Genomic DNA, 26,418 nt, shown 5'->3' with positions numbered 1-26,418 from the left:
TTGAAGGCCTCGACAACCGACACAGTGTTAATAGGGCAAATACTCCAAACAGCAGCATATCGGCCAAGCTACCGGCAATATCCCCCGGGCTGGATTGTCCCTTTGACTGCCATCACGGGATTGCCAATACTCATGGCAACTTGACGCTACCCGCACGGAACAAGGAATAACCCTTTGAAGCTGGAACTCAAGAACAGCTTGTCGGTGAAGTTACTCCGGGTCGTGCTCCTGTCGGCATTGATCGTCGGCGTGGTCTTGAGCTGCGCACAGATTGTTTTCGATGCCTATAAAACACGTCAGGCGGTTGCCAACGATGCCCAGCGCATCCTCGACATGTTCCGCGATCCCTCCACTCAGGCGGTCTACAGCCTGGATCGGGAAATGGGCATGCAGGTGATCGAAGGCCTGTTCCAGGATGACGCCGTGCGCATGGCCTCCATCGGCCACCCCCACGAAGCCATGCTCGCGCAAAAATCCCGCGAGCTTCAGCAGTCCCACAGCCGCTGGCTGACTGACCTGATCCTCGGCCAGGAACGCACGTTCACCACCCAACTGGTGGGTCGCGGTCCCTACAGCGAGTACTACGGCGACCTGAGCATTACCCTCGACACCGCCACCTACGGCCAGAGCTTCATCGTCAGTTCGGTGATCATCTTCATCTCTGGCGTCTTGCGCGCCCTGGCCATGAGCCTGGTGTTGTATCTGGTTTACCACTGGCTGCTGACCAAACCATTGTCGCGGATCATCGAACATCTGACTGAGATCAACCCGGACCGGCCCAGCGCCCACAAGATCCCACAGCTCAAGGGTCATGAAAGAAACGAGCTGGGGGTCTGGATCAATACCGCCAACCAACTGCTCGAATCCATCGAGCGCAACACTCACCTGCGCCATGAAGCGGAAAACAGCCTGCTGCGCATGGCCCAGTACGATTTTCTCACCGGTCTGCCGAACCGCCAGCAATTGCAGCAACAGCTGGACAAGATCCTTGTCGACGCCGGCAAATTGCAGCGTCGGGTCGCGGTGTTGTGTGTCGGGCTCGATGACTTCAAAGGCGTCAACGAACAGTTCAGCTACCAGACCGGCGACCAGCTGCTGCTGGCCCTGGCCGATCGCCTGCGGGCTCACAGCGGCCGCCTCGGCGCCCTCGCCCGCTTGGGTGGCGACCAGTTCGCGCTGGTCCAGGCCGACATCGAACAACCCTACGAAGCCGCCGAACTGGCCCAAAGCATTCTCGATGATCTGGAAGCGGCGTTCGCCCTCGATCATCAGGAAATCCGCCTGCGCGCCACCATCGGCATCACCCTGTTCCCCGAGGACGGTGACAGCACCGAGAAGCTGCTGCAAAAAGCCGAGCAGACCATGACCCTGGCCAAGACGCGCTCGCGCAACCGCTACCAGTTCTATATCGCCAGCGTCGACACGGAAATGCGTCGACGCCGCGAGCTGGAAAAAGACCTGCGTGACGCCTTGATCCGCGACCAGTTCTACCTCGTCTACCAGCCGCAGATCAGCTACCGCGATCATCGCGTGGTGGGTGTCGAGGCGTTGATTCGCTGGCAGCATCCCGAGCATGGGCTGGTGCCGCCGGACCTGTTCATCCCGCTGGCCGAGCAGAACGGCACCATCATCGCCATTGGCGAATGGGTGCTGGACCAGGCCTGCAAACAACTGCGCGAGTGGCACGATCAGGGCTTCGTCGACCTGCGCATGGCGGTGAACCTGTCCACTGTGCAATTGCACCACGCCGAGTTGCCGCGGGTGGTCAATAACCTGCTGCAGATCTACCGACTGCCACCGCGCAGCCTGGAGCTGGAAGTCACCGAAACCGGCCTGATGGAAGACATCAGCACCGCCGCCCAGCACTTGCTGAGCCTGCGTCGCTCCGGCGCGCTGATCGCCATCGACGACTTCGGCACCGGTTATTCGTCATTGAGTTATCTGAAAAGCCTGCCGCTGGACAAGATCAAGATCGACAAGAGCTTCGTTCAGGACCTGCTCGATGACGACGACGACGCGACCATCGTCCGGGCCATCATCCAGCTGGGCAAAAGCCTGGGCATGCAGGTGATTGCCGAAGGCGTGGAAACCGCCGAACAAGAGGCCTACATCATCTCCGAAGGCTGCCACGAAGGTCAGGGCTATCACTACAGCAAACCGCTGCCGGCGCGGGAATTGAGCGTCTACCTCAAGCAGGCCCAGCGCAGTAACGCGGCCATTTTGTAAAAAGATCGCAGCCTCGTTTCACTCGACAGCTCCTACAGTGAAACGAGGCTGCGATCTTTTGATGCGCCCCACATCTTTGCGTGAATAAGAAATATTTACAGGTACAACCCTTTACACAGAATGCGAAAGATTTGCATTATGTCGCACTTTTGCGCGCCGCCCGTGCGCGCCCACTCCATCACCGAAGCAGGATGTTCGCCATGATTCGTATGCCTCTGGCCACCGCCAGTCTGCTGGCCATCGCTATTTCCCTCGCTGGTTGCGGCGAAGGCAAAGACAAGGCTGCCGCTCCACAAGCGCCGACCCCGGCTGCCAGCACCACTGCCCCGGCTGCACCTGCTGCCACAGCTAAAGTCGACGAAGCCGCCGCCAAGGCTGTGGTCGCGCACTACGCCGACATGGTCTTTGCCGTTTACAGCGATGCCGAATCCACCGCGAAAACCCTGCAAACCGCCGTCGACGCGTTCCTCGCCAAGCCGGACGCCGACACCCTCAAAGCCGCCAGGGCTGCCTGGGTCGCGGCCCGCGTGCCTTACCTGCAGAGCGAAGTGTTCCGCTTCGGCAACACCATCATCGACGACTGGGAAGGCCAGGTGAACTCCTGGCCACTGGACGAAGGCCTGATCGACTACGTCGACAAATCCTACGAACACGCACTGGGTAACCCGGGCGCCACCGCCAACATCATCGCCAACACCCAGATTCAGATTGGCGAAGACAAGGTCGACGTGAAAGACATCACCCCGGAAAAACTCGCCAGCCTGAACGAGCTGGGCGGTTCCGAGGCCAACGTCGCCACCGGTTACCACGCCATCGAATTCCTGCTCTGGGGCCAGGACCTGAACGGCACCGGCCCTGGCGCCGGCAACCGTCCAGCCTCCGACTACCTGGAAGGCAAAGGCGCTACCGGCGGTCACAACGATCGTCGTCGCGCTTACCTGAAATCCGTGACTCAGCTGCTGGTCAACGACCTGGAAGAAATGGTCGGTAACTGGAAGCCGAACGTGGCCGACAACTACCGCGCCACCCTGGAAGCGGAACCGGCTGAATCCGGCCTGCGCAAAATGCTGTTCGGCATGGGCAGCCTGTCCTTGGGCGAACTGGCGGGCGAGCGCATGAAGGTTTCCCTGGAAGCCAACTCCCCGGAAGACGAACAGGATTGCTTCAGCGACAACACCCACAACTCGCACTTCTACGATGCCAAAGGCATTCGTAACGTGTACCTGGGCGAATACACCCGTGTCGACGGCACCAAAATGACCGGCGCCAGCCTGTCGTCCCTGGTGGCCAAGGCCGACCCGGCTGCCGATGCCGCGCTGAAAGCCGACCTGGCTGCGACCGAAGCCAAGATCCAGATCATGGTCGATCACGCCAACAAGGGTGAGCACTACGACCAACTGATCGCTGCCGGCAACACCGCTGGCAATCAGATCGTGCGCGACGCCATCGCCTCGCTGGTCAAGCAGACCGGTTCGATCGAAGCCGCTGCCGGCAAACTGGGCATCAGCGACCTGAACCCGGACAACGCTGATCACGAGTTCTGATCAACGCTGGCTGAGCGAATACAAAGGCGACTTTCGGGTCGCCTTTTTCATGCCTGTCTTTTGGGTGATGCTGATGGCCTCATCGCGGGCAAGCCACGCTCCCACGGGGTCAGCGCAAAACCCTGTGGGAGCGTGGCTTGCCCGCGATGGGGGCGACGCGGTCTGACGTCAAACCCTGCCTCACATCAAGCAAACGATAATTCCTCTTATTCAAACTCCCCTGCCCTGTTAGACTTTGCGCCCTTGTTTTGCTCGTCTTGCAGGATGTCCGATGCCCTCGCTGCCTCTTCGCTTGTCTGCACTGTTGCTGGCCCTGGGCCTGAGTGCCTGCGATGACGCCCCGCGTTTTACCCAGGCCGAACCCGGTGAAGCCCGGTCCGGTGGCAGCGCGACAGTACGCAAGACCGATCAGAACGCATTCTCCCTGCCCTCCGCCAATCTGCCGCCGTCACGGCGCGTCGACTTCAGCGTCGGTAATAGCTTCTTTCGCAGCCCCTGGGTGATCGCGCCGTCAACCACCACCGCCCGCGATGGCCTCGGCCCGCTGTTCAACACCAACGGCTGCCAGAACTGCCACATCAAGGACGGGCGCGGTCACCCACCGACGCCCGATGCGCCGAATGCGGTGTCGATGCTGGTACGCCTGTCGATTCCCAATGCGCCGGCCTACGCCAAAGTCATCGAGCAAATGGGCGTGGTGCCAGAGCCGGTCTACGGCGGCCAGTTCCAGGACATGTCGGTGCCCGGCGTTGCCCCGGAAGGCAAAGTGCGCGTCGATTACACGCCGGTCCCGGTACGCTTCAAGGACGGCAGCGAAATCGAGTTGCGCAAGCCGACCTTGCAGATGACCCAACTCGGCTACGGCCCGATGCACCCCGACACGCGTTTCTCGGCACGCATTGCACCGCCGATGATTGGCCTGGGCTTGCTTGAAGCGATTCCCGACGAAGCTATCCTGGCCAATGCCGAGGCCCAGGCCCGGGAGAAAAACGGCATCGCCGGGCGACCGAACCGGGTCTGGGACGACGCGCAGCAGAAGACTGTTCTCGGACGATTTGGCTGGAAAGCCGGGCAACCGAACCTCAATCAACAGAATGCTCACGCGTTCTCTGGTGACATGGGCCTCACGACCAGCCTGAAACCCGTTGATGACTGCACTGACGCACAAATCGCTTGCAAGCAGGCACCCAACGGCAATGGCCCCGATGGCGAGCCGGAAGTCAGCGACAACATTTTGCGCCTGGTGCTGTTCTACAGCCGTAACCTCGCCGTGCCGGCCCGTCGCGATGTTGGCGCACCTGAGGTGCTGGCCGGCAAGAATCTGTTTTTCCAGGCCGGATGCCAGTCCTGTCACACCCCTCAATACACCACCGCCGCCAACGCCGCGGAACCTGAATTGGCCAATCAAGTGATTCGCCCTTACAGCGATCTGCTGCTGCACGACATGGGCGACGGTCTGGCCGACAACCGTACCGAGTTCCAGGCCAGTGGCCGCGACTGGCGGACGCCGCCGTTGTGGGGCATCGGCCTGACGCAGACGGTCAGCGGCCACACCCAGTTCTTGCATGACGGCCGCGCCCGCAACCTGCTCGAAGCCGTGCTCTGGCATGGCGGCGAGGCAAAAGCGGCGCAGCAACAGGTTTTGTCTTTCAACGCCGAGCAGCGCGCGGCGTTGCTGGCGTTTTTGAATTCCCTTTAATACGTATTCCTTCAGCGGGAGCCCGACATGTTCCGTCCCAAATTGTTGTTCACCAGCCTTGCCGCCCTCGCCCTGGGCGCCTGTTCGCCCCAGGATCCGCAAGCGGTCACCTCGGCGGCCATCGCCAAGCAAGTGATCCTGCCGAGCTACAGTCGTTGGGTGGAAGCCGACCGGCAATTGGCGGTCAGCGCCCTGGCGTTCTGCCAAGGCAAGGAAACCCTGGACACCGCCCGCTCCGACTTCCTGCACGCGCAGAAAGCCTGGGCCGAGTTGCAACCGCTGTTGATCGGGCCGCTGGCCGAGGGCAACCGTTCGTGGCAGGTGCAGTTCTGGCCGGACAAGAAAAACCTCGTGGGTCGTCAGGTCGAGCAACTGGTCACTGCGCAGCCGCAGATCGATGCCGCCGCCCTGGCCAAGTCCAGTGTCGTGGTGCAAGGGCTGTCGGCCTATGAATACATCCTGTTCGACAGCAAGATCGACATGGCTGACAGCGCTCAGAAAGCCAAATACTGCCCGCTGCTGACCGCCATTGGCGAGCGTCAGAAGCAACTGGCCGAAGAGATCCTGTCGCGCTGGAACACCAACGACGGCATGCTCGCGCAGATGAGCAAATTCCCCAACCAGCGCTACGCCGACTCCCACGAAGCGATCGCCGATCTGCTGCGTGTGCAAGTGACTGCGCTGGACACCCTGAAGAAAAAACTCGGCACGCCGATGGGCCGTCAGAGCAAGGGTACGCCACAGCCATTCCAGGCCGATGCCTGGCGCAGCCAATCGTCGCTCAAAGGCATGGAAGCAAGCCTGACTGCTGCGCAAACCGTCTGGGTGGGTGTCGACAACAAAGGCCTGCGCGGTCTGTTGCCGAGCGAGCAAAAACCGTTGGCCGACAAGATCGACGCGGCCTACGCAGCATCTCTGAAACTGCTTGCCGGCAACCAGCGCTCGCTGACCGACATGCTCACCGACGATGCCGGTCGCCAGCAGCTCAACGACATCTATGACAGCCTCAACGTTGTCCACCGCTTGCACGAAGGCGAACTGGCCAAGGCGCTGGGCATCCAATTGGGCTTCAACGCCAACGACGGCGACTGATGAGGGCAAGTGCCATGCTGCGACGCCAGGCTCTGACGTTAGGGAGTTTGCTGCTGGGTGCGGTGACACTGGGCGGCTGGACGCTGTTCAAGCAAAAGGACAAAAGCCCGCTGCTGCTCTCGGCGCGGGACGATGGTGACGGCAAGCACTATGCCGTCGGTTATCGGCTGGACGGCACTCGGGTGTTTGCGACCCAGGTCGGTCAGCGCTGCCATGACATCATCAACCACCCGACATTGCCGATTGCGCTATTCGTCGCTCGGCGTCCGGGCACCGAGAGCTACCTGATCGACCTGCGCGACGGCACGCTATTGCAAACCGTGGTGTCGCAGCCGAATCGGCACTTCTACGGTCACGCAGTGATTCACCGGAGCGGCGACTGGTTGTACGCCACCGAAAACGACACCTCCGATCCGGGCCGAGGTCTGCTCGGTGTGTATAAATTCGAAGGTGAGCGACTGGTGCACAGCGGCGAAATTTCCACCCACGGCGTCGGCCCGCATCAGGTGTCGTGGATGCCCGATGGCGAGACGCTGGTGGTGGCCAACGGCGGCATTCGTACCGAGGCCGAAAGCCGGGTCGAGATGAACCTCAATGCCATGGAACCGAGCCTGGTGCTGATGAAGCGCGACGGCACACTGTTGAGCAAGGAAACACTGGCTCAACAGATGAACAGCGTGCGGCATTTGGGTATCGCCAGTGACGGCACCATCGTCGCCGGTCAGCAGTTCATGGGCGATGCTCACGAGTCCTCGGAGCTACTGGCGATCAAGCGTCCCGGCCAACCGTTCGTGGCGTTCCCGGTGCCCGAGCATCAGTTGCAGGCTATGGGGCATTACACCGCCAGCGTGGCCGTGCACAGCGAACTGCGCCTCGTCGCCCTGACCGCGCCGCGGGGCAACCGCTTTTTTATCTGGGACCTGGACAGCGGTGAAGTACGCCTGGATGCACCGCTTCCCGATTGCGCCGGTGTCGGGGCCGTGGCCGACGGTTTTGTCGTGACCTCGGGTCAAGGCCGTTGCCGGTTCTACGATTGCCGCCAGACAAACCTTGTTGCAAAACCTCTGGAATTGCCTGCGGGGCTCTGGGACAACCACCTTCACCTGATCTGAACACGCAACCTGTAGCAGCTGGCGCAGCCTGCGTTCGACTGCGCAGCAGTCGTGAAATCAGACACCGAGTTGTATCAGACAAACCGCGGTGTCTGGATTACGACTGCTGCGCAGCCGAACGCAGCCTTCGGCAGCTGCTACAGTTGGAATCCCCTTCGCAGTGGGAGTAATGTTTGCGCCTGTCTCACCTGATTTTCTCCAAGGAAATGGAAATATGCTGCGCCGCCGCATGCTGATCATGTTGGGTGTTGTCCTGCTAATCGTGCTGGTCTTGGCCGGTTACAAAGCCTTCTCCATCTATACGATGATGAAGGGCTTCTCTGTGCCGAAACCACCGATCAGTGTCGCCGTGGCCACCGCCACCGAACGTCCGTGGCAAAGCCGTTTGCCAACGGTCGGCACCGTTACGGCGCTGCAAGGGGTCGATCTGAGCCTGGAGGTCGACGGCACCGTCAAGGAAGTTCAGTTCGAGTCGGGACAGAAGGTCAAGGTCGGTCAGCCGCTGCTGCAACTCGACAGCGCCGTGGAAACCGCCCTGTTGGCAACCGCCCAGGCCGACCTGGGACTGGCGCAACTGGATTACGGTCGCGGTAGCCAACTGGTGGGCAGCCGGGCTATTTCCAAAGGCGAGTTCGACCGACTCTCGGCGGTATTGCAAAAGAGCCGGGCCACGGTCAATCAGCTCAAGGCGGCGCTGGAGAAAAAACGAATCCTCGCACCGTTCAGCGGGACCATCGGTATTCGTCGGGTAGACGTCGGCGACTACGTGGCCAGCGGCACGATGATCGCCACCCTGCAAGACCTCAGCAGCCTCTACGTTGACTTCTTTGTACCCGAGCAGGACGTGCCGAAGATCACCCTCGGCCAATCGGTACAGGTCATTGTCTCGGCCTACCCGACGGAGACTTTCCCCGGCACCGTCAGCGCCATCAACCCGAAGGTAGAAAGCAGCACCCGCAACGTGCTGGTGCGCGCGACCCTGGCCAACCCCGATGGCAAACTCCTGCCGGGGATGTTCGCCAGCCTGCAAGTAATGTTGCCCGACCCGCAGCCGCACATCGTCGTGCCTGAGAGCGCGATCACCTACACCCTTTATGGCAACTCGCTGTACGTCGTCGCGCAGAAAAAGGCCGAAGACGGCAGCCTCGAAAAAGACGACAAGGGCGAGCCGGTTCTGATCGCCGAACGACGCTTTGTCGAAACCGGCGAGCGCCGCGACGGGATGGTCATGATCATCAAAGGCTTGCAGAACGGCGAAAAAGTGGTCACCGGCGGCCAGATGAAACTGGACCACGGCGCGCACATCGCCATCAGCGACGACAAGACCCTAGCCGAGAAGAGCAGTCAGCCGCGCGCTGACTGATCAAGGAATCCCCATGGCTTTTACCGATCCGTTCATCCGCCGTCCGGTGCTCGCCACCGTGGTCAGCCTGTTGATTGTACTGCTGGGCTTCCAGGCCTGGAGCAAGTTGCCGCTGCGCCAATACCCGCAAATGGAAAACGCTCTGATCACGGTGACCACCGCTTATCCCGGGGCCAACGCCGAAACCATTCAGGGTTACATCACCCAACCGATGCAGCAGAGCCTGGCCAGCGCCGAGGGCATCGACTACATGACCTCGGTCAGTCGCCAGAACTTCTCGGTGATCTCGATCTACGCGCGCATTGGCTCCAACACCGACCGCCTGTTCACCGAACTGCTGGCCAAGGCCAACGAGGTCAAGAACCAGCTGCCCCAGGACGCCGAGGACCCGGTGCTGAGCAAGGAAGCCGCCGGCGCCTCGGCGCTGATGTACATCAGTTTCTTCAGCAACGAGCTGAGTAACCCGCAGATCACCGACTACCTGTCCCGGGTTATCCAGCCGAAACTGGCGACCCTGCCGGGCATGGCCGAAGCCGAGATTCTCGGCAACCAGGTGTTCGCCATGCGCCTGTGGCTGGACCCGGTGAAGCTCGCCGGTTTCGGCCTGAGCGCCAGCGATGTGACCAACGCCGTGCGCCAGTACAACTTCCTCTCCGCCGCCGGCGAAGTGAAAGGCGAGTACGTGGTCACCAGCATCAACGCCAACACCGAACTCAAATCCGCCGAGGCCTTTGGCGCGATCCCGCTCAAGGTCAGCGGCGACAGTCGTGTGCTGCTGCGGGACGTGGCACGGGTCGAGATGGGCGCGGAAAACTACAACTCCGTCAGTTCCTTCGGCGGCACGCCCTCGGTGTACATCGGCATCAAGGCCACACCTGGCGCCAACCCGCTGGACGTGATCAAGGAAGTGCGCAAGATCATGCCGGACCTGGAGGCCCAGCTGCCGCCGAACCTCAAAGGCGAAATCGCCTACGACGCCACGCTGTTCATCCAGGCCTCCATCGATGAAGTGTTGAAAACCCTGTTTGAAGCAGTGCTGATCGTGATCGTGGTGGTGTTCCTGTTCCTCGGCGCCCTGCGTTCGGTGGTGATCCCGGTGGTCACCATTCCGCTGTCGATGATCGGCGTGATGTTCTTCATGCAGATGATGGGCTACTCGATCAACCTGCTGACCTTGCTGGCGATGGTATTGGCCATCGGGCTGGTGGTGGACGACGCCATTGTGGTGGTGGAAAACATCCACCGCCACATCGAAGAAGGCAAGACGCCACTAGATGCGGCCATCGAGGGTGCCCGGGAAATCGCCATGCCGGTGGTGTCGATGACCATTACTCTGGCGGCGGTTTATGCGCCGATCGGTTTCCTGACCGGCCTGACGGGGGCGCTGTTCAAGGAGTTCGCCCTGACCCTGGCCGGGGCGGTAGTGATCTCCGGCATTGTCGCCCTGACCCTGTCGCCGATGATGTGCGCCTTGTTGCTGCGCCACGATGAAAACCCCAGCGGCCTGGCCCATCGCCTGGACGTGATCTTCGAAGGCCTCAAGCGCCGCTACCAGAGCGTGCTTCACGGCACCCTCAACACCCGGCCGGTAGTGCTGGTGTTTGCGGTGATCGTGCTGTGCCTGATTCCGGTGTTGCTCAAGTTCACCAAGTCGGAACTGGCGCCGGACGAAGACCAGGGCGTGATCTTCATGATGGCCAACTCCCCGCAGACGGCCAACCTCGACTACCTGAACGCCTACACAGACGAGTTCGTCGCGATATTCAAGGCGTTCCCCGAGTACTACTCCTCGTTCCAGATCAACGGCTTCAACGGCGTGCAATCAGGGATCGGCGGCTTCCTGCTCAAACCCTGGAACGAACGCCACCGGACCCAGATGCAGATCCTGCCCGAGGTCCAGAGCAAGCTGGAAAGCATTCCCGGGCTGCAAATCTTCGGCTTCAACCTGCCGTCCCTGCCGGGCACCGGCGAAGGCTTGCCGTTTCAATTCGTGATCAACTCGGCCAATACCTACGAATCGTTGTTGGAGGTGACGGACCGGGTGAAAAAAAGGGCGATGGAATCCGGCAAATTCGCTTTCGTCGACGTCGACCTGGCTTTCGACAAACCCGAAGTGGTGGTGGATATCGATCGCGCCAAGGCCGCGCAGATGGGTGTGTCCATGCAGGACCTGGGCGGGACGCTGGCGACGTTGCTGGGTGAGGCGGAAATCAACCGGTTCACCATCGAAGGTCGCAGCTACAAAGTCATCGCTCAGGTGGAACGGCCCTACCGCGATAACCCTGACTGGCTGAACCATTATTACGTCAGGAACACCAAGGGCGAACTGCTGCCCCTGTCGACCCTGATCACCGTGACCGACCGCGCGCGGCCGCGTCAGTTGAACCAGTTCCAGCAACTCAACTCGGCGATTCTTTCCGGGGTTCCGCTGGTCAGCATGGGGGAAGCCATCGACACCGTGCGCCAAATCGCCCGGGAAGAGGCACCGACGGGTTACGCCGTCGACTATGCCGGTGTCTCACGGCAATACGTTCAAGAAGGCAGCGCGCTGTGGGTCACCTTCGCCCTGGCCTTGGCTATCATCTTCCTGGTGCTGGCGGCCCAGTTCGAAAGCTTCCGCGATCCGCTGGTGATCCTGGTGACTGTGCCGCTGTCGATCTGTGGCGCATTGATCCCGTTGTTCCTCGGCTGGTCGAGCATGAACATCTATACCCAGGTGGGGCTGGTGACGTTGATCGGACTGATCAGCAAGCATGGGATCCTGATCGTCGAGTTCGCCAACCAGTTACGCAAGGAGAAAGGCCTGACACCTCGCGAAGCGGTGGAGGAAGCGGCGGCCATTCGCCTGCGCCCGGTATTGATGACCACGGCGGCAATGGTGTTCGGCATGGTGCCGTTGATCATCGCCACGGGCGCGGGGGCCGTCAGCCGGTTCGACATCGGCACGGTGATCGCAACGGGGATGTCGATCGGGACGCTGTTCACCTTGTTTGTGCTGCCGTGTATTTACACATTGCTGGCCAAACCCGATAAACCTTAACGTCAAAAAGCAAAAGGCCTCGCAACTGCGAGGCCTTTTATTTGGGCTTCAATCTGTTCAACTCTGTGGCCTCAGTCCCTGAGAAAGTCCGAACATGAACAGTAACAAGTCATGATCGGGTTGAGTGGCCACGGGTGCTTTGGCTACCCGGGGCAACGGACAATGTGCGTCGCCGTGCACGGAACTGAGGACCTGCGTGCGGGGCTGCTCCCAGGCAGCCACCGCCAAAGAAGCAACTGCCAAGGCTCCGGCTAAAAACAAACCTCGTGCAATTTCGAGTTTCATTGCAATAAGCCTTTGATAGCGCTGCCAAACGCCTTGTTATAAAAGTAGACGAGTTTTTTCCAGTCTGTATCGCTGAACGACGAGTGGCGACGCCCTTGCTTCAGGTCATGGGGCGCAGCTGCATAGTGCACTGTCATTCTGTTACCTCTTGCGTAATACATAGACCCGCCACATGGCATAGAGCGGTAAAAAATCCATTTGCCCCTGAATATGGAAACCCGCCTGCTCGAACTCCTTTTCAATCGTAGCAGCCGGTAACACAAATCGAGTCTGGTAACCTTCCTGCCCACGCAGCCTCTCGGCGCGCTTGCGTTTCCAGGCCTTGAAATTGCCGTCTACCCACAACGAAACAATCACGCTGTCGCGGGTGACACGCTCGAATTCACGCAGGATGGTCAGTCGTTGCTCGGCTTCACCGATGTGATGGAGCAGACGCATGCAGAAAATGCTGTCGACCGCGTTATCGGGCAAAGCAATGTCGAATGCAGACGTGTGCAAGGGTTGTACCCTTTTGACCACATCGGCGGGTTGCGTGCGCATGGCAGTCTTGAGCATGGACACCGAGTTGTCGGCCCCGATGATGACACGGTTGTGCTTTTCCGCGAGCAACGGCCAGAAACGCCCGGCACCGCAGGGCAAATCGAGGACCAGGCCAGGTTCACCGGCCAACGCCAGGGCCTTTCGCGCCAGGTGTTCATCGCGCCATTGGGACAGCCGGCGACCGAGCCCCACCTGGTGCTTGCGCACATTTTTCTGTGCGGGTTGATCGTCGTATTTTTCGGAGAAGCCGAGCTTTATCGGGCCAGCCATGACTGCAATCTCCTGAGCTTCTGATGACAACCACCTTAAGTTGCGGGGTGTCAGCGTCAGGTCATGCCTTGGTGAAAATTTCGTCAGGTAAAACCCGGAATCATTTCAGGGTTTTACGGAGCCGATTTATTTTTCAACCCATTCATCGCTTTCTCTGACTCAACTCCACCTGGAAGCGACAACCGTTGGGCTCCATGTTCGTCAGGCTGACACTCCAGCCCTGGTTCTCGCAGATCCGTTGCACCAGCGACAGCCCCAGCCCCAAGCCCTCGCCACGCTTTTCGCTGCCGCGCACGAAAGGCTCGAACATCGCCTCGCGTTTTTCTTCGGGAATGCCTACACCACTGTCCTCGACCACGAACCCCGTATCCGTCAGGGCCAGGCGGATAAACCCATGCTCGGTGTAATGCAGCGCATTGCGCAACAGGTTGCCCATCACCGCGTGCAGAAGCGTCGCGTTATAGCGAGTGTCCGGCGGGTTGCCCAACTCGACATTCAACGTCAGGCCCTTGGCTTCGATCGGTTCGCGCCATTGGCAAAGCAGCCCGTCGGCCACCTGACTGAGGCTTTGCTGGGGGCCCATGCTGGCGTCTTCATGCTGAGCGCGGGCCAGCATGAGGAAGGTCTGCACCAACTCGCGCATCTCTGCGCAAGCCCGGGCGATCCGCTCGACCTGGGCACGCCCGCGCTGATCGATGCCGGGGTTTTCCAGCAACAATTCACAGGAACTGGCCAACACCATCAATGGCGTGCGCAGTTCGTGGCTGACGTCACTGGTGAACAATCGCTCACGGGTCAACGCCTGACGCAAGCGCCCGAGGGTGGCGTCGAAGGCCACGGCCAGCTCGCCCACTTCATCGGCGGCATAATCCGGCGCCAGTGGCGGTGCCAGGCCCAACAGCTGATCGCGATGGCGCACCTGGCGGGCCAGTCGTACCACCGGCGCCATCACCTTGCGCGCCAGCACCCAGCCCAGAAATACCGCCAGCGCCAGGCTCAGCACGAACCCCACCAGCACTACGGCAAACAGCACCCGTTCACGCTCTTCGAAATCGCTCTGGTCCTGCAACAGCACGTAGCGCCGTCCGTCGACGATTTCGACCATGGCGTGATACGACAGATGGTCGCGAAAGACTTCATGAAAACCCGAGTCCAGGTGCCGCAAATCCTTGGGTAACTCAAAGTCGCCCGGCCCGCCGCTGAAATAGAACAACTGATCCGGCTCGGGGCGGTGGCTCCAGTCTGTCACGCTGTCCATCAGCAACAGGCGTTGCAAATCGCCACCCAGGCCTGACGAAATCAGTTTCTCCTCCACCAGGTGCACGGTCGCGATGATGCCTATCGCGAAGGCTCCCGCGACCAATGCGCTCATCAATGCAAAGGCGATGATGATCCGTTGCGAAAGGCTCTGCTTAAACTCCATCACGGCCCTCGGCCAAGCGATAACCGACGCCGTGCACCGTGTGCAGCAAGGGTTTGGCGAACGGCTTGTCGATCACCTGGCGCAATTGATGGACGTGGCTGCGCAGGCTGTCGCTGTCCGGGCAGTCGTCGCCCCACAGGGCCTCTTCGAGAATTTCCCGACGCAGCACGTGCGGGCTTTTCTGCATCAATACCGCCAGCAGCTTCAGGCCCACCGGGTTGAGTTTCAACAGACGGCCTTCGCGCGTCACCTCCAGGGTATCGAGGTCGTAGCTCAGATCGCCGACCTGCAAGGCACGGCGACCGCCACCCTGGGCACGGCGCATGACCGCCTCGATGCGCGCCGCCAGTTCTGACAGGGCAAAGGGTTTGATCAAGTAATCGTCGGCGCCGGATTTGAAGCCTTGCAGACGGTCGTCCAGTTGATCGCGCGCAGTGAGCATGATCACCGGCGTATCACGGCGGGCGTCTTCGCGCAGGCGTTTGCACAGGGTGTAGCCATCGATACCGGGCAGCATGATATCGAGTACGATCAAGTCGTAATGCTCGGTGGCCGCCAGGTGCAAGCCAGATAAACCGTCCTGCGCGCAATCCACGGTGTAACCTTTGAGCCCCAGATAATCGGCCAGGTTGGCCAGGATATCGCGGTTGTCTTCAACCAATAGAATTCGCATCGGCACCTCCTCCGTATACAGTAACGGCCGTCTTGGCCCGCGCAGCTTAAGGCCAAGTGTGACTCAGGGCTAGGGCGGCCGGTCGTAGAATCGATGCGCTCAACCAAATAATGGTGCTAACAAGTTTTTCACTGTCGGTTCACAACCCGACTACAGCGTTCAAGAGAAACTTTCGCGCGATTGATATAGGGAATGTAGATAATGGATTGTTTGAAGACGGCGCCAATGCGCTTTCTGCTACTGGTAACCGGTTCCTGGCTGGTCATTTTTCTCCTGACCCGAAGCGTTCTCCTCCTCACTCACCTGGATGAGGCAGGCAGCGGGCTCCTGTCCGTGTTTGGCATCGGCCTGCTTTATGACCTGGGTTTCATTGCCTACGCGGCGCTGCCCATGGGCCTCTATCTGCTGCTATGCCCGCCGGCCTTGTGGCGCCGCCGTGGCCATCGCTGGTTCCTTCAGGGCCTGCTGACCGTCAGCCTGTTCGCCATGCTGTTCACGTCGGCGGCCGAATGGCTGTTCTGGGATGAGTTCGGTGTGCGTTTCAACTTCATCGCCGTCGATTACCTGGTCTACTCCGATGAGGTGCTGAATAACCTGCTGGAGTCGTACCCGATCGGCAAGCTGCTGAGCCTGCTCGCGGTGCTGGCCGTAGTCCTGAGCTTTGCGCTGCGCAAATCCTTCAACGCTGCGCTGGATGCACCATTGCCTGCCATGCGCGGGCGTCTGCTGAATGCGCTCGGCCTGCTGATCGTCGCGGGCCTGAGCGCGCAACTGCTCAGCCAGGATGCGCCACGCGCTCAGGGCGGCAATGCCTATCAGAACGAACTGGCGAGCAATGGCCCGTACCAGTTCTTCGCCGCCTTTCGCAATAACGAACTGGATTACCCGCAGTTCTACAGCACCCTGCCGACCTCCGTCGTCGCGCAACAGATTCGCGCTGAACTGACCGAGCCCAATGCTCGCTTCATCGGCGAGGATCCACAGGACATCCGCCGGATGATCGATAATCCCGGCACCGAACGAAAACCCAACATTGTGCTGGTCACCATCGAAAGCTTCAGTGCCAAGTACATGGGCAGCAATGGCGACGATCGCAACCTGACACCAAACCTCGATGCCTTGCGCAAACAAAGCCTGTACTTCAGTAATTTCTACGCCACCGGCACCCGCACCGATCGCGGCCTGGAGGCCATCACCCTGGCCATTCCACCGACGCCGGGGCGCTCGATCGTCAAGCGCGTGGGTCGTGAAAGCGGTTTCGCCAGCCTCGGCCAGCAACTCAGCGCCGTGGGTTACGACAGCGTATTCGTGTATGGCGGGCGCGGTTACTTCGACAACATGAACGCGTTCTTCAGCGGCAACGGCTATCGCGTCGTCGACCAGAGCAGCGTCGATGAATCAGAGATTCACTTCAAGAACGCCTGGGGAATGGCTGACGAAGACCTCTATAACCAGACCCTGAAACTGGCCGACGCCGACTATGCCAAACAACAGCCGTTTCTGCTGCAGCTGATGACCACCTCCAACCATCGCCCCTATACCTACCCGGATAACCGGATCGATATCAAATCCGGTAACGGACGCGACGGTGCGGTGAAGTACACCGACTTCGCCATTGGTCAGTTCCTTGATCAGGCGCGCAAAAAACCCTGGTTCGATAATACAATCTTCGTCTTCGTTGCCGATCACACGGCTGGCAGCGCTGGCAAAGAAGACTTGCCGATCAGCAACTATCAGATTCCGCTGTTCATCTATGCACCGAAGCTGATCGACGCTCGGGAAACCGCACAGCTGGCCAGTCAGATCGACCTTGCGCCAACGTTGCTCGGGCTGCTGAACCTGGATTACCAGTCGACGTTCTTCGGTCGCAACCTGTTGCAGGACAATCCACTGCCGCCGCGAGTGGTGGTTGGCAACTATCAACATCTGGGCTTGTTCGACGGCAAGGATTTAGCGATCCTGAGCCCGCGTGAGGGTCTGCGTCGCCACGACGATGCACTGACCGACAGTCGCGAATCACGGGCCACCACCGTTGATCCGTTGATCACCCGCGCAATCACTTATTACCAAACTGCCAGTCATGGCTTCAAGCAACAGCTGCTCGGCTGGAAAGCGCCCACGGAGGGCAGCCGCCAAGTCAGCGACCGTTAACCGAATGGCCCCGGGCTGATGCCCCGGGGTTTTTCCATTCATCAGGATCCACCATGTCATCAACCGCTGTCCGTCCCATCTCCCGCCCGCTCAACTTCTGGCTGTATCTGGGAGTGCCCGCCATTGCGGCGATCACCCTGCTGCTGCTCGAATTGACGTCCCTGGACATGGACCTTGCCAAGCTGTTCTATGATCCGGTCGCCGGTGCATTCATCGGGCGCCACAGTTATTTCCTGGAAGACATCCTGCATGACCGGGCAAAGCAAGTGGTCATTGCCTTTTCGGTGTTCTCGATCCTGGGCTTTGTCGGCTCCTTTTTCATTGAAAGGCTCAAACCGTTCAAACGTGAAATGGGTTGCCTGGTGTTGTCTCTGGCGCTGTCAACCTCCTTTGTCACTCCGCTCAAAGCGGCAACGGCGGTGCAATGCCCATGGAGCCTGGAACAATTCGGCGGGCACGAAACCTACAGCGAACTGCTGAGCCCTCGCCCGCATACCGACAAGCCAGGCCGCTGCTGGCCAGGTGGTCATGCGGCGACCGGTTTCACCCTGTTTGCGTTGTTCTTTGTGTTGCGTGACCGACGCCCACGGCTGGCACGCTATGCGTTTATCTTCGCTTTCACGTTGGGCTCGGTGTTTTCCATCGGCCGGATGATGCAGGGCGCGCACTTCTTCTCGCACAACGTGTGGACGGCGGTTTTCTGCTGGCTGTTTTGCCTGGGGGCGTACTACTACATCCTGTACCGGCCAGCCTCCAAGATTGAACAGGCAAACGAGGCAAAACCGGTCAGCGCCTGAACCGACGCCATCGCGGGCAAGCCCCGCGCCCACAGGTTTACGCAATCCACTGTGGGATCGTGGCTTGCCCGCGATGGATGGCCGCGACGCGATCTGCGGACCTACCAAAATGAAGGCAATAAAAAGCCCCGCCTGCTCAACGCAGGCGGGGCTTTTTTATAGGGGTAAGGCTGGCTTACATCATGCCGCCCATGCCGCCCATACCGCCCATGTCTGGCATACCGCCGCCAGCTGCGCCGTCTTTCTTCGGTGCTTCGGCAACAGCGGCCTCGGTGGTCAGGATCAGACCGCCAATCGAGGATGCAGCTTGCAGAGCCGAACGGGTTACCTTGGTTGGGTCCAGGATGCCCATTTCGATCATGTCGCCGTATTCGCTGGTGGCAGCGTTGTAACCGAAGTTACCTGCACCCTGCTTGACCTTGTCGACAACCACGCTTGGCTCGTCGCCGGAGTTGGCAACGATCTGACGCAGTGGCGCTTCGACCGCACGACGCAGAACTGCGATACCGACGTCCTGATCGGCGTTGTCGCCTTTCAGTTCGCTGATGGCTTGCAGGGCACGGATCAGTGCCACGCCGCCGCCAGGTACCACGCCTTCTTCAACGGCTGCACGGGTAGCGTGCAGGGCGTCTTCAACGCGGGCTTTCTTCTCTTTCATTTCAACTTCGGAGCCAGCGCCAACCTTGATCACTGCAACGCCGCCGGACAGTTTGGCCAGGCGCTCTTGCAGTTTTTCACGGTCGTAGTCGGACGAAGTGTCGGCCACTTGTTGACGGATCTGGGTCACGCGAGCCTGGATGTCAGCCTCAACGCCGGCGCCGTCGATCACGGTGGTGTTTTCTTTGGACAGGATCACGCGCTTGGCATTACCCAGGTGTTCCAGGGTAGTGCTTTCCAGGCTCAGACCGATCTCTTCGGAGATCACGGTACCGCCGGTCAGAACAGCGATGTCCTGCAGCATGGCCTTGCGACGGTCGCCGAAGCCTGGAGCCTTGACGGCTGCGACTTTAACGATGCCACGCATGTTGTTCACAACCAGAGTCGCCAAGGCTTCGCCTTCAACGTCTTCGGCCACGATCAGCAGTGGACGGCCGGCTTTGGCAACGGCTTCCAGTACTGGCAGCATTTCGCGGATGTTCGAGATCTTTTTGTCGACCAGCAGGATCAGCGGACCGTCCAGCTCGGCAGTCATGGTCTCTGGCTTGTTGACGAAGTACGGGGACAGGTAGCCACGGTCGAACTGCATGCCTTCAACAACCGACAGTTCGTTTTCCAGGCCCGAGCCTTCTTCAACGGTGATCACGCCTTCTTTACCGACTTTTTCCATGGCTTCGGCAATGATGTCGCCGATGGAGTTGTCGGAGTTGGCCGAGATGGTACCTACCTGAGCGATTGCCTTGGTGTCAGCGCAAGGCTTGGACAGGTTCTTCAGCTCTTTGACGATAGCGATGGTCGCTTTGTCGATACCGCGCTTCAGGTCCATCGGGTTCATGCCGGCAGCGACGGCTTTCAGGCCTTCGTTGACGATCGACTGAGCCAGAACGGTAGCGGTGGTGGTGCCATCGCCTGCGTCATCGTTGGCACGGGAGGCAACGTCTTTGACCAGCTGCGCGCCCATGTTTTCGAAGCGGTCTTCGAGTTCGATTTCTTTGGCTACGGAAACGCCGTCCTTGGTGATGGTCGGAGCGCCGAAGCTCTTCTCGATGATCACGTTACGGCCTTTCGGGCCCAGGGTCGCTTTTACTGCGTCAGCCAGAACGTTGACACCGGTGAGCATCTTCTTGCGGGCGGAGTCGCCGAATTTAACTTCTTTAGCAGCCATGATCGATATTCCTTAAATACTTTGTAGTAGCGGGAAAATGAGCGGGGAATCAGCCTTCGACAACAGCGAGAATCTCGTTCTCAGCCATGATCACCAGGTCTTCGCCATCGACTTTCACTGTGTTGCTGCCGGAGTACGGGCCGAACACCACCTTGTCACCCACTTTCACGGACAGTGCACGCACTTCGCCGTTGTCCAGCACTTTGCCTGGGCCTACAGCTAGGACTTCACCCTGGTTTGGCTTCTCAGCAGCCGAACCTGGCAGGACGATACCGCCAGCGGTTTTCTTTTCTTCTTCGCTGCGACGGATAACGACGCGGTCATGCAGAGGACGAAGCTTCATTGTCGATCTCTCCTAATTGTGGTTTTCATCGGCCGGTGTAGTCCCGGCGGGTTTAACAAATCCGGCGGCGCCGGGTGCGGTTCGTCGAGCGAACCGCGGAAGTCTGTCTGGCGCAATTGCCAGAAACCTTGCGGTGACCGTTACATAAGGGCGCGCGAGCCTATTTCAAGGGCCGTGAGCGAAATTTTTACGTCGATACCCTGAAAATGAACACGGCACCCAAAGGTGCCGTGTCGATGGACATGTTACTTGGAGTCGCGGTGTTCGAACTCGCCTTCGATCACGTTAGGCTCACGGCCCAACGGCTGACGTGGGGCAGGACCGCCCCGCGGCTGAAGGTCATCGGCAAACGCACGCTGGCGCATCGCTTGTTCCTCGGCGCGCTGGCGCATTTTATTGGCCAGCAGTCGACGAGAGATCGGCAGCAACATAATCAGACCCAGCACGTCGGTGACGAAGCCCGGCAGAATCAACAGACCACCCGCCAGGGCCAGCATCAGGCCTTCGAGCATGGTCTGGGCCGGCAACTCGCCGCGGCTCAGGCTTTCACGAGCGCGCAGCGCAGTAGCCAGACCGGCGATACGCAGCACGAATACGCCGAGCATCGAGCCGAGAATGATCAGTAGCAGGGCCGGGAAAAACCCGATCGCCCCGCTGACCTTGACGAATACGAACAGCTCCAACACCGGAAACAGTACAAAGAGCAACAAAAAAGGGCGCATCAAATGGTTCCTCAACGCAAGTAAGCCTTGCCAGTGTTCCTTAGATGACGTCGCCGTTTCGTGAATTCAAGCATCGACCACTTGATTTTTCGGCCAATGCTCGGCGTGAGCCAGGAAAACCAAGGCTTCCCGGACTTGTGTCGGCGTATTACAAGGCGCTTGAAACGGCAGCCAGTGGAGCCCCTGGCCGATGCGCAAGTGCATGCCTTCGCTGTCGATGCCGACCAATTGCGCCGGCACGGTTTTCGGCAGGCCCGCCAAGTCGACATAGTGGGCGATGGCTTTGGCGTGATCGGCATTCATGTGCTCGACCATGCTCACTTCGGCCTTGCCGGCGAACGGGTTGGCGAGGGTCAGTTGGTCGACCCAGTGAATCGCGCCGAAGCCGCCGATGTAACGGTGGCGTACCGGTTTGAGCACCCAGAAATCGAAATCGTGGGCCTTGTGATAGTTCTGCGATTCCGGGAAATAGCGGTAGTAACGCTCGGCTGCCGCTTCGATGGCTGCGGTGTCCTCGAGTTTTTCCCCTTCGGCCAGGTAGGTCAGCCGACCAACGGCTTGCACGTCTTCGGCCTCGCGTTCACCCACCAGCAGCGAACATTTCGGATCCTTCAGCAGGTTGTGAGTGTGCTGAGCGATGCGGCTGATAAGGATCAGCGGCCGGCCCTGTTCGTCCAGACAGTACGGAACCACGGAGCCAAACGGGAAACCGGGCATCGCTTTGGAGTGCGTAGAGAGCACTCCACGGTATTCCTTGAGAAGCAACTCTCGGGCGTTCTTAGCAACTTTAATGCTCAATTTATGACTCCTTATGTAGAATCCGTCGAAAACGGACGGACAACTGGGCTAAAGTTCCCAGGACGCCATCGGGCAGTTCTCATGTGCGGCCGGCCCGCGCAAGAGAGGCCTACAAGAAATCCACTCTGACCAGCTAACGGGGGCATGCGAATGCAACTCACTGACAAAGTAATCATTATCACCGGCGGTTGCCAGGGTTTAGGCCGTTCCATGGCCGAGTATCTTGCAGGTCGTGGCGCGAAGCTGGCCCTGGTGGACCTGAACCAGGAAAAACTCGACGCCGCCGTCGCCGCTTGCAAGGCCAAGGGTGTCGAGGCCCGTGCCTACTTGTGCAACGTCGCCGATGAAGAGCAAGTGACCCACATGGTCAGCCAGGTGGCCGACGATTTCGGCGCGATCCATGGCCTGATCAACAACGCCGGCATTTTGCGCGACGGCCTGTTGCTGAAGGTCAAGGACGGCGAAATGACCAAGATGAGCCTGGCCCAATGGCAGGCGGTAATCGACGTCAACCTGACCGGCGTGTTCCTGTGCACCCGTGAAGTCGCGGCAAAAATGGTCGAGCTGAACAACAGCGGCGCGATCATCAATATCTCGTCGATCTCACGCGCCGGCAATATCGGCCAGACCAACTACTCCGCCGCCAAGGCCGGTGTCGCTGCGGCGACCGTGACCTGGGCCAAGGAACTGGCGCGCTACGGGATTCGCGTGGCGGGCATTGCGCCGGGCTTCATCGAAACTGAAATGACCCTGAGCATGAAACCTGAAGCGCTGGAAAAAATGACTTCCGGGATTCCGCTCAAGCGCATGGGCAAACCCGAAGAGATCGCCCAGTCGGCGGCCTACATTTTCGAGAATGACTACTACACCGGTCGGATTCTGGAGCTGGATGGCGGGTTGCGTATCTAAAGCAAGATCAAAAGATCGCAGCCTCGCTTCGCTCGACAGCTCCTACAAATGGATTGGCTTACACCTGTAGGAGCTGTCGAGCGAAGCGAGGCTGCGATCTCTTTTCAGCGATTTAATCGTCGCTGACGGTAATGTTCGGCATCGCCGGCGTCGCAGCTTCCTGCAACACAATCCGCGCGCCGACATGGCGGGCCAGTTCCTGGTAAACCATCGCAATCTGGCTGTCAGGCTCGGCGATCACCGTTGGCTTGCCGCCATCGGCCTGTTCGCGGATCAGCATCGACAGCGGCAACGAAGCCAACAGTTCGACGCCGTACTGGTTGGCCAGCTTCACACCCCCGCCCTCACCGAACAAATGCTCGGCATGCCCGCAGTTGGAGCAGATGTGCACGGCCATGTTTTCGACCACGCCCAGCACCGGGATGTTGACCTTGCGGAACATTTCCACGCCCTTGCGCGCATCCAGCAATGCCAGATCCTGCGGGGTGGTCACGATCACCGCACCGGCCACCGGGACTTTTTGCGCCAGGGTCAACTGGATGTCGCCGGTGCCTGGCGGCATGTCGATGACCAGGTAATCCAGGTCGCCCCAGGCCGTTTGCGTGACCAGTTGCAACAAGGCGCCGGACACCATCGGCCCACGCCAGACCATCGGCGTGTTGTCGTCGGTCAGGAAGGCCATGGACATCACTTCGACGCCATGGGACTCGATCGGAATGAACCATTTCTGATCCTTGACCTGAGGACGGGTGCCTTCAGGGATGCCGAACATGATGCCCTGGCTCGGACCGTAGATGTCCGCGTCGAGAATCCCCACTTTGGCACCTTCACGAGCCAACGCCAGCGCCAGGTTGGCGGCCGTGGTGGATTTGCCCACGCCTCCCTTTCCAGACGCCACGGCCACCACGTTTTTGACGTTGGCCAACCCCGGAATCTGTGCCTGGGCCTTGTGCGCGGCAATCACGCTGGTGATCTCGACACGGGCAGTGACCACGCCATCCAGGCCCTCGATGGCCATCTGCAACAACTGCGCCCAGCCACTCTTGAACAGACCGGCGGCGTAACCCAGCTCCAGCTGGACGCTGACGCGATCGCCCTGAATATCGATGCTGCGCACGCACCCGGCGCTGACCGGGTCCTGGTTCAGGTAAGGGTCGGTATATTGGCGAAGGACGGCTTCCACCGCTGCGCGATTGACGGCGCTCATGGGCAACTCCGATAGCAAGACTGGAAAATCAGGCGGGTATCCTACGCCGGACACACATTTGTGGCGAACAGAATACCGCAGCGAGATAGCTTACCTGTGGCGAGGGGGCTTGCCCCCGTTGGGGCGCGAAGCGGCCCTAAGTGTTTTTTGCCTGGAATACCATGCTGACTTGCTTTACGACGGCTGCGCCGCCGAACGGGGGCAAGCCCCCTCGCCACAGGTTATGGCAGTCGATGCATCCGGAAACAGGCCCGAAGGGTGAAAAATATGCGCCGGCGCTTTATAGTGGCCGACCTCCGTTTCATCAAGTAGCCGAGCCCCATGTCCGAGCCACGCAAGATCCTCGTCACCAGCGCCCTGCCCTATGCCAATGGTTCGATCCACCTCGGCCATATGCTGGAATACATCCAGACCGATATGTGGGTGCGCTTCCAGAAGCATCGCGGTAACCACTGCATTTATGTCTGCGCCGACGACGCCCACGGTTCGGCCATCATGCTGCGCGCAGAAAAGGAAGGCATCACCCCGGAACAACTGATCGCCAACGTCCAGGCTGAACACAGCGCCGACTTTGCCGAGTTCCTGGTGGACTTCGACAACTTCCACTCCACTCACGCCGAAGAAAACCGTGAGCTGTCGAGCCAGATCTACCTGAAGCTGCGCGACGCCGGGCACATCGCCACGCGCTCGATCACGCAGTACTTCGACCCGGAAAAGAAAATGTTCCTGGCCGACCGCTTCATCAAGGGCACCTGCCCGAAATGCGGCACCGAAGACCAGTACGGCGACAACTGCGAAAAATGCGGTGCAACCTACGCGCCGACCGACCTCAAGGATCCGAAGTCGGCAATCTCCGGCGCCACGCCGGTGCTCAAGGATTCCCAGCACTTCTTCTTCAAGCTGCCGGACTTCCAGGAAATGCTGCAAGCCTGGACCCGCAGCGGCACCTTGCAAGATGCCGTGGCCAACAAGATCGCCGAATGGCTGGACGCCGGCCTGCAACAGTGGGACATCTCCCGCGATGCGCCGTACTTCGGCTTCGAAATTCCCGATGAGCCGGGCAAGTACTTCTACGTGTGGCTGGACGCGCCGATCGGCTACATGGCCAGCTTCAAGAACCTGTGCAACCGTACGCCTGCACTTGATTTCGACGCGTTCTGGGGCAAGGACTCCACCGCCGAGCTGTACCACTTCATCGGCAAGGACATCGTCAACTTCCACGCCCTGTTCTGGCCAGCGATGCTCGAAGGTGCCGGTTTCCGTAAACCGACCGGCATCAACGTGCACGGCTACCTGACCGTCAACGGCCAGAAGATGTCCAAGTCCCGTGGCACCTTCATCAAGGCCCGAACCTATCTGGATCACCTGTCGCCGGAATACCTGCGCTACTACTATGCGGCCAAGCTGAGCCGTGGCGTCGATGACCTGGACCTGAACCTCGAAGACTTCGTGCAGAAGGTCAACTCCGACCTGGTCGGCAAAGTCGTCAACATCGCCAGCCGTTGCGCCGGTTTCATCAACAAAGGCAACGCTGGCGTGCTGGTGGCCGGCAACGCCGCACCGGAGCTGACCGAAGCGTTCCTGGCCGCAGCACCGAGCATCGCCGAAGCCTACGAGGCGCGTGACTTCGCCCGGGCCATGCGCGAAATCATGGGCCTGGCCGACCGTGCCAACGCCTGGATCGCCGACAAGGCACCGTGGTCGCTGAACAAACAGGAAGGCAAGCAGGATGAAGTCCAGGCCATTTGCGCCCTGGGCATCAACCTGTTCCGCCAACTGGTGATTTTCCTCAAGCCGGTGCTGCCACTGCTGGCCGCCGATGCCGAGGCGTTCCTGAACGTCGCACCGCTGACCTGGAACGACCACGCCACCTTGCTCAGCAACCATCAGCTGAACGAGTTCAAACCGTTGATGACCCGCATCGACCCGGTAAAAGTGCAAGCCATGACCGACGCCTCGAAAGAAGACCTGACCGCCAGCCAGACCGACACCGGCGAAGCTGCCGCACCTCAAGGTAACGGCGAACTGGCCAAGGATCCGCTGTCGCCGGAGATCGAATTCGATACCTTTGCCGCGGTCGACCTGCGCGTCGCCCTGATCCTCAAGGCCGAAGCCGTCGAAGGGGCCGACAAACTGCTGCGCCTGACCCTGGACATCGGTGACGAGCAACGCAACGTGCTCTCCGGCATCAAGAGCGCCTACCCGGACCCGGCCAAGCTTGAAGGTCGCCTGACCATGATGATTGCCAACCTCAAGCCGCGCAAAATGAAATTCGGGATCTCCGAAGGCATGGTGATGGCAGCCGGCCCTGGCGGTGAAGAAATCTACCTGCTGAGCCCCGACAGCGGCGCCAAGCCAGGTCAGCGCATCAAGTAAGGTCCTGCGCTAAACCGATCCCACAG

Annotated in this window: 21 protein-coding genes; 11 read left to right on the top strand and 10 right to left on the bottom strand. The window is 60.0% G+C overall.

The window, feature by feature from the left end; genetic code table 11:
- Positions 1-174 precede the first annotated feature (174 nt).
- The 7 genes from ACEN9A_RS05190 (at position 175) to ACEN9A_RS05160 (ending at position 12,076) form a co-directional block, all read left to right on the top strand.
- Positions 175-2,226: a putative bifunctional diguanylate cyclase/phosphodiesterase gene (locus ACEN9A_RS05190; protein ID WP_018926575.1), complete on the top strand. Its 2,052-nt coding sequence runs from the start codon at positions 175-177 to the stop codon at positions 2,224-2,226.
- Between the two features lie 200 nt (positions 2,227-2,426).
- Positions 2,427-3,770 (top strand): imelysin family protein, encoded by a 1,344-nt coding sequence (locus tag ACEN9A_RS05185; RefSeq protein WP_019651382.1) that lies wholly within the window; start codon positions 2,427-2,429, stop codon positions 3,768-3,770.
- 271 nt (positions 3,771-4,041) lie between these two features.
- Positions 4,042-5,469, top strand: a complete 1,428-nt coding sequence (locus ACEN9A_RS05180) for a di-heme oxidoreductase family protein (RefSeq protein WP_258672539.1) — start codon at positions 4,042-4,044, stop codon at positions 5,467-5,469.
- Between the two features lie 27 nt (positions 5,470-5,496).
- Positions 5,497-6,561 carry an imelysin family protein gene (locus ACEN9A_RS05175; RefSeq protein ID WP_258672538.1) on the top strand — a complete coding sequence of 355 codons (1,065 nt, stop codon included), beginning with the start codon at positions 5,497-5,499 and terminating at the stop codon, positions 6,559-6,561.
- Between the two features lie 14 nt (positions 6,562-6,575).
- Positions 6,576-7,673: a DUF1513 domain-containing protein gene (locus tag ACEN9A_RS05170; RefSeq protein WP_258672535.1), complete on the top strand. Its 1,098-nt coding sequence runs from the start codon at positions 6,576-6,578 to the stop codon at positions 7,671-7,673.
- A gap of 214 nt (positions 7,674-7,887) precedes the next feature.
- A complete protein-coding gene (locus tag ACEN9A_RS05165) occupies positions 7,888-9,036 on the top strand; it encodes an efflux RND transporter periplasmic adaptor subunit (RefSeq protein WP_258672534.1) in 1,149 nt (382 codons plus the stop codon).
- Positions 9,037-9,049: 13 nt separating this feature from the next.
- Positions 9,050-12,076 (top strand): multidrug efflux RND transporter permease subunit, encoded by a 3,027-nt coding sequence (locus ACEN9A_RS05160; RefSeq protein ID WP_258672533.1) that lies wholly within the window; start codon positions 9,050-9,052, stop codon positions 12,074-12,076.
- A 57-nt stretch (positions 12,077-12,133) separates the two neighbouring features.
- Here the strand turns inward: ACEN9A_RS05160 and ACEN9A_RS05155 are convergent, their stop codons facing one another.
- The 5 genes from ACEN9A_RS05155 to colR form a co-directional block, all read right to left on the bottom strand.
- Positions 12,134-12,361 (bottom strand): hypothetical protein, encoded by a 228-nt coding sequence (locus ACEN9A_RS05155; protein WP_026331876.1) that lies wholly within the window; start codon positions 12,359-12,361, stop codon positions 12,134-12,136.
- Complete coding sequence (locus tag ACEN9A_RS05150; protein ID WP_408981132.1) at positions 12,358-12,498, bottom strand: hypothetical protein; 141 nt, start codon at positions 12,496-12,498, stop codon at positions 12,358-12,360. The genes ACEN9A_RS05155 and ACEN9A_RS05150 overlap by 4 nt, the downstream gene beginning before the upstream one ends.
- A 4-nt stretch (positions 12,499-12,502) precedes the next feature.
- A complete protein-coding gene (locus ACEN9A_RS05145; protein WP_018926583.1) occupies positions 12,503-13,171 on the bottom strand; it encodes a class I SAM-dependent methyltransferase in 669 nt (222 codons plus the stop codon).
- A gap of 142 nt (positions 13,172-13,313) precedes the next feature.
- Positions 13,314-14,594, bottom strand: a complete 1,281-nt coding sequence (locus ACEN9A_RS05140; RefSeq protein WP_019651374.1) for a sensor histidine kinase — start codon at positions 14,592-14,594, stop codon at positions 13,314-13,316.
- Positions 14,584-15,267 (bottom strand): two-component system response regulator ColR, encoded by a 684-nt coding sequence (colR, locus tag ACEN9A_RS05135; protein WP_007938890.1) that lies wholly within the window; start codon positions 15,265-15,267, stop codon positions 14,584-14,586. The genes ACEN9A_RS05140 and colR overlap by 11 nt, the downstream gene beginning before the upstream one ends.
- Before the next feature lie 201 nt (positions 15,268-15,468).
- Here colR and ACEN9A_RS05130 point away from each other — a divergent pair, with 201 nt between their 5' ends.
- Positions 15,469-17,418: an LTA synthase family protein gene (locus ACEN9A_RS05130; protein ID WP_258672531.1), complete on the top strand. Its 1,950-nt coding sequence runs from the start codon at positions 15,469-15,471 to the stop codon at positions 17,416-17,418.
- 53 nt (positions 17,419-17,471) lie between these two features.
- Positions 17,472-18,215 (top strand): phosphatase PAP2 family protein, encoded by a 744-nt coding sequence (locus ACEN9A_RS05125; RefSeq protein WP_019651372.1) that lies wholly within the window; start codon positions 17,472-17,474, stop codon positions 18,213-18,215.
- A gap of 175 nt (positions 18,216-18,390) precedes the next feature.
- On the opposite strand, the gene groL is transcribed toward ACEN9A_RS05125, so the two are convergent.
- From groL to ACEN9A_RS05105, 4 genes are all read right to left on the bottom strand, one after another.
- A complete protein-coding gene (gene groL, locus ACEN9A_RS05120) occupies positions 18,391-20,037 on the bottom strand; it encodes a chaperonin GroEL (protein WP_019651371.1) in 1,647 nt (548 codons plus the stop codon).
- A 49-nt stretch (positions 20,038-20,086) separates the two neighbouring features.
- Entirely contained in the window at positions 20,087-20,380 is a 294-nt protein-coding gene (locus tag ACEN9A_RS05115; protein ID WP_018926588.1) for a co-chaperone GroES, read from the bottom strand.
- 245 nt (positions 20,381-20,625) lie between these two features.
- A complete protein-coding gene (locus ACEN9A_RS05110; RefSeq protein WP_019651370.1) occupies positions 20,626-21,102 on the bottom strand; it encodes an FxsA family protein in 477 nt (158 codons plus the stop codon).
- Between the two features lie 66 nt (positions 21,103-21,168).
- Complete coding sequence (locus ACEN9A_RS05105) at positions 21,169-21,900, bottom strand: HugZ family pyridoxamine 5'-phosphate oxidase (protein ID WP_258672526.1); 732 nt, start codon at positions 21,898-21,900, stop codon at positions 21,169-21,171.
- Between the two features lie 150 nt (positions 21,901-22,050).
- On the opposite strand from ACEN9A_RS05105, the gene ACEN9A_RS05100 reads away from it, so the two are divergent.
- The gene (locus tag ACEN9A_RS05100; RefSeq protein WP_018926591.1) at positions 22,051-22,809 is read left to right on the top strand and encodes an SDR family oxidoreductase; all 759 of its coding nucleotides are present in this window, start codon (positions 22,051-22,053) and stop codon (positions 22,807-22,809) included.
- 112 nt (positions 22,810-22,921) lie between these two features.
- On the opposite strand, the gene apbC is transcribed toward ACEN9A_RS05100, so the two are convergent.
- Entirely contained in the window at positions 22,922-24,016 is a 1,095-nt protein-coding gene (gene apbC, locus ACEN9A_RS05095; protein ID WP_018926592.1) for an iron-sulfur cluster carrier protein ApbC, read from the bottom strand.
- A 321-nt stretch (positions 24,017-24,337) separates the two neighbouring features.
- On the opposite strand from apbC, the gene metG reads away from it, so the two are divergent.
- Entirely contained in the window at positions 24,338-26,392 is a 2,055-nt protein-coding gene (gene metG / locus ACEN9A_RS05090) for a methionine--tRNA ligase (RefSeq protein ID WP_258672524.1), read from the top strand.
- Positions 26,393-26,418 lie beyond the last annotated feature (26 nt).

The sequence above is a fragment of the Pseudomonas sp. Pseusp18 genome, assembly GCF_059506005.1.
Note: the sequence above shows the minus strand (reverse complement) of the source record. Positions and strands in the feature narration are given on the sequence as shown.